Annotated in this window: 5 protein-coding genes; all 5 read left to right on the top strand. The window is 54.5% G+C overall.

Annotated elements, in window-relative coordinates:
* Window positions 1–207 precede the first annotated feature (207 nt).
* The 5 genes from ACSZPU_RS24020 to ACSZPU_RS24000 are packed head-to-tail and all read left to right on the top strand — an operon-like array spanning window position 208 to window position 3,934.
* Complete coding sequence (locus ACSZPU_RS24020; protein ID WP_499004044.1) at window positions 208–690, top strand: PTS sugar transporter subunit IIA; 483 nt, start codon at window positions 208–210, stop codon at window positions 688–690.
* Window positions 687–1,862 carry a glycoside hydrolase family 88 protein gene (locus tag ACSZPU_RS24015; RefSeq protein ID WP_499004042.1) on the top strand — a complete coding sequence of 392 codons (1,176 nt, stop codon included), beginning with the start codon at window positions 687–689 and terminating at the stop codon, window positions 1,860–1,862. Before ACSZPU_RS24020 ends, ACSZPU_RS24015 begins: the two co-directional genes overlap by 4 nt.
* Window positions 1,863–1,882: 20 nt before the next feature.
* Window positions 1,883–2,377, top strand: coding sequence for a PTS sugar transporter subunit IIB (locus ACSZPU_RS24010; protein ID WP_499004040.1), 495 nt, complete (start codon window positions 1,883–1,885; stop codon window positions 2,375–2,377).
* Window positions 2,378–2,388: 11 nt separating this feature from the next.
* Entirely contained in the window at window positions 2,389–3,192 is an 804-nt protein-coding gene (locus tag ACSZPU_RS24005) for a PTS mannose/fructose/sorbose/N-acetylgalactosamine transporter subunit IIC (protein ID WP_499004037.1), read from the top strand.
* Window positions 3,185–3,934, top strand: coding sequence for a PTS system mannose/fructose/sorbose family transporter subunit IID (locus ACSZPU_RS24000; RefSeq protein WP_499004035.1), 750 nt, complete (start codon window positions 3,185–3,187; stop codon window positions 3,932–3,934). Before ACSZPU_RS24005 ends, ACSZPU_RS24000 begins: the two co-directional genes overlap by 8 nt.
* The last annotated feature ends 58 nt before the right edge of the window (window positions 3,935–3,992 follow it).

Genomic DNA, 3,992 nt, shown 5'->3' with positions numbered 1-3,992 from the left:
GGCCTCATTTCTCGCTGCCGTCCAGATCAGATGCATCGCTCTCTGGGCTAAAATCTTGTGACGACACTATCTAGCCAAAAGCACGGCTTTCAACAGTAATCCCAGCGTCCAAAAACCCATAAAAAATCATTTAAAACAATAAATTAAATTTATGGCACACCGTTTGCACAACACTCCCCGCACCCAGAAAAAATGAAGGAATACCTGATGCGAGAGATTTATATCGCAAGTCATGGCCGCTATGCCGAAGGCATGATTTCCGGCCTGAATTTATTGATTGGCGAAGACCACGGCGTCATCCCCATTTGCGCCTATTGCGGGGAGATTGAGTCAACGGCAGAACTTGGCCACTATTTTGAGACTATCGCCAGCGAAGCCGCACGCCGCGGCAATGAGCTGGTGCTGTTTACCGATATGCAGGGCGGCAGCGTCAACAATACTGCGGTGCAACTGATGGTGAAATATCCGCATATGCATGTCATCAGCGGTGCAAACCTGATCATGCTGATGGAATTTTGTATGTCTGAACATGCGCGCACAGAAGACCGCCTGCAGGATGCGATTCGGGCGGCAACAGACGCCATGCAATACATGAACATTGTGCCGGAAATCATGGCGGCACGGCAGGCCACACTCGCCGCTCACCGGGACGATGCGGACGATTTCTTTGCAACGGAGAGCAGTCTATGACCGTCATCCTGGAAAAGCTGGATCGCCGCTACCTCTCGTCTCAGCCCGCGCTGGACAAAGCCTGGCTTGATGCCGCTATCGCCGATGTGCTCAGCAACATCGATGCCATGCTGCCGCGCTTTAGCCAGACGTTCCCGGCGGCCAGCGCGCAAGACGGTATCTATCCCCCCGTTGAGAAAGTGGACTGGACGGAAGGATTTTGGACTGGCCTATTGTGGCTCGCCTGGGAAGTCACGGGGGAGGAGAAATACCGCCGGGTCGCAGAAGGCTTGCTCGATAGCTTTGAAGAACGCCTGGATAAACAGATCAAAGTCGATACCCACGACCTCGGTTTTTTGTATCTACTTTCCTGCGTGAACAGCTGGCGGCTCACCGGCAACACCCGAGGGCGCAACCTGGCGCTGCGGGCGGCAGACCTGCTTTATCGGCGTTTCAACAACACGGCGGGCGTTATTCAGGCGTGGGGGGATTTGAACGATCCGGCGCGCCAGGGACGGATGATTATCGACTGTAATCTCAACGTTCCCCTGCTCTTCTGGGCTGCCGATGAAATCGGAAACACCGCCTGGCGCAACGCAGCTACGCGCCATCTGGCCAAGGCTGCCCGCTATCTGGTGCGCGAAGATGCCTCGACATTTCACACGTTTTATATGGACATATCCAACGGCGAACCACTGCACGGCGATACCCATCAGGGGTTCAGCGACAGCTCATGCTGGGCACGCGGCCAGGCGTGGGGCATGTACGGCTTTGCGCTGGGTTTTCAGCATACGGGCAACCCTGCCCTGCCGGAACTCTCCCGCAAGCTGACGCATTATTTTCTTAATCGTCTGCCGGATGATGGCGTCTGCTACTGGGATTTAATCTTCACCGCCCAGGACCACGCGTACCGGGACACCTCCGCCGCTGCGATTGCCGTTTGCGGTATGGCGGAACTGCTTAAACAACTGCCGCTGACCGATTCACTGCGTCCGGCTTACCTCAATGCTATCAGCCTGATAATGCATAACCTTCAGGCACATTACTTTGCGCATAACGAAGACGGCCTCTTGCGCGAAGGCGTTTACAACTTTGGCCGTGATATGGGCATCAACGTACCGAATCTTTGGGGCGACTATTTCTGGTTTGAAGCCCTGGTACGCCTTTCCCGCGTCTGGACACCCTACTGGTAAAACAAAAACAGGAGTACGTAATGATTTCGTTAATAAGAATTGATGACCGATTAATACACGGCCAGGTCGCGGTTGTCTGGACCAAGCACCTGAGTGTGAACCGCATTCTGGTTGCCAACGATCAGATTGTGAATAACGACGTCCAGAAGATGTCCCTGCGCATGGCCGCACCGGATACGGCGAAATGCGCCATCATGGCGGTGAGCGATGCAGGCGATGTCCTGAACGACCCGCGTTCAGAAGCGATGAAGATTATGGTCATCGTGAATAACGCCGCCGATGCCCGTCGTCTGATCGAGCAGGTGCCGGCAATCAAAGTGCTTAACGTCGCCAATTACGGGCGCATCACCGACAACCTGGCGGCGAAAACCCACATCAGCGATACCGTCTACGTCACCCCGGAAGATGTCGCGGATTTCCACGCCATCGCCGAACGTGGTGTGCAGGTGGACTACCAGGTTTTACCGTCTCATCCGGTCAAAAACCTGATTGAAATGCTGAACCACGCCGGTTAAGAGAGGCCGCTATGTTAACGTCAGCCCTACTCGTTGCCCTTGTTATGTTCTTCGCTAAGACCGCCGACCACACCCTCGGCCAGCCGCTGGTGGAACGCCCATTGATTTGCGGCGCGATGGTGGGACTGGTGCTGGGTGATTTTCAGCAGGGGATCATTATCGGTGCCACTCTGGAACTGATTTTCCTGGGCACCATCACGATTGGCGGCTCTGTGCCTGCCGATCTGGCGGTCGGTTCCGTTCTGGCAACGGCCTTCACTATCCTCACCAAAGCCGAACCGCCTGTCGCCGTCGCACTCGCGCTGCCGATCAGCCTGCTGGCCGTTTTTGTCTACCAGGTTCTTAAGCTGGTCTACACCGGCCTGGTGGAGAAATATGATGCGCTGCTGGAAGAGGGGCGCATTCGCGCCGCACTGGGACTGGTGCTCGGCATGACCTTCTTCTATGGCGTACCCTTCGCCGCGATCGCCTTCTTTGGCGTGCTTTTCGGCACCGATGTGATTCGCAGCCTGGTAGAAAGCATTCCCGATACCGTGATGCGCGGCATGACGGCAGTAGGCGGCGTGCTACCTGCGCTGGGTTTCGCCATCCTGCTCAAAGCCCTGTGGAACCGCAATATTGCCGCGTTCTTCTTTATCGGCTTCGCAATGACCGCGTACCTCAAGCTGCCGATCATCGGCATTGCGATCATTGCCGCCTCCGTTGCCGTGTACCTGTGCCTGAACGAGTTCAATCAGCTAAAAGCCAACAAACAGAAAGCCGCGACCACCGCGCCCGCGTCTGTTGATGATAAGGATGGGTTCTTCAATGACTGATATTCACATGAAAAACATCGCCACCCGCGATGATGATAAAAGCGAGAAAAAGCTGTTTCGTCAGCTCTTTATTCGCCAGTTCCCCCTGTTGGGCTCGATGAACTTTACCCGTATGGAAGGGCTGAGCTACGGCTGGGCGCTGGCGCCGATGCTGAAAAAGATTTATCCGGATCCGCACTGCTATATGGAAGCATTAAAACGCAACAGCCAGTTCTTCAACACCAACCAGCATCTGGCACCGTTTATCATGGGCCTGACGCTGTCGATGGAAAAAGAGAACGCGGCGAACCCTGGCTTTGATACATCCAGTATTAACGGTATCAAAGTCGCCTTGATGGGGCCGTTTGCAGGCGTGGGTGACTCCTTCTTTTATGGCGTGCTGCGCATTATCGCCACCGGGATCGCCATCGGCCTGGCCTCTCAGGGCAACCCGCTCGGGCCATTGTTGTTCCTGCTGATTTATAACATTCCGAGCTATCTGATTCGCTATTACGGCGGAGTAATGGGCTATCGGCTGGGGTCGAAATATATTGCCGAAGCGACGCAGTCTGGCCTGTTAAATTGCGTCACAAAAGCCTCAGCAATAATGGGCCTGATGATGGTTGGGGCAATGAGTGCCAGCATGGTGAAGTTCACCACCACCTATAAAACGACCATTGCCGGGCAGCCATTCATATTACAAGATATTCTCGACAAAATTTGCGTTGGGCTCATCCCCCTACTGCTAGGCTGTGTCCCTTAATTGCATAACCTCTTGTAAAACAATCGGATGCAACCCAGCTTGACCATTGAAAGATAAT

It is taken from the genome of Phytobacter sp. V69, from assembly GCF_965644215.1.
In the GTDB taxonomy this organism is placed as follows: domain Bacteria; phylum Pseudomonadota; class Gammaproteobacteria; order Enterobacterales; family Enterobacteriaceae; genus Phytobacter.
The sequence above is the reverse complement of the archived record's forward strand: the minus strand, read 5'-3'. Positions and strand labels throughout refer to the sequence as shown.

Excerpts from the sequence above, each read along its gene's own strand:
- ACSZPU_RS24015 (WP_499004042.1), top strand. The coding sequence starts at position 687 with ATGACCGTCATCCTGGAAAAGCTGGATCGCCGCTACCTCTCGTCTCAG.
- ACSZPU_RS24005 (WP_499004037.1), top strand. The coding sequence starts at position 2,389 with ATGTTAACGTCAGCCCTACTCGTTGCCCTTGTTATGTTCTTCGCTAAG.
- ACSZPU_RS24000 (WP_499004035.1), top strand. The coding sequence starts at position 3,185 with ATGACTGATATTCACATGAAAAACATCGCCACCCGCGATGATGATAAA.
- ACSZPU_RS24010 (WP_499004040.1), top strand. The coding sequence starts at position 1,883 with ATGATTTCGTTAATAAGAATTGATGACCGATTAATACACGGCCAGGTC.
- ACSZPU_RS24020 (WP_499004044.1), top strand. The coding sequence starts at position 208 with ATGCGAGAGATTTATATCGCAAGTCATGGCCGCTATGCCGAAGGCATG.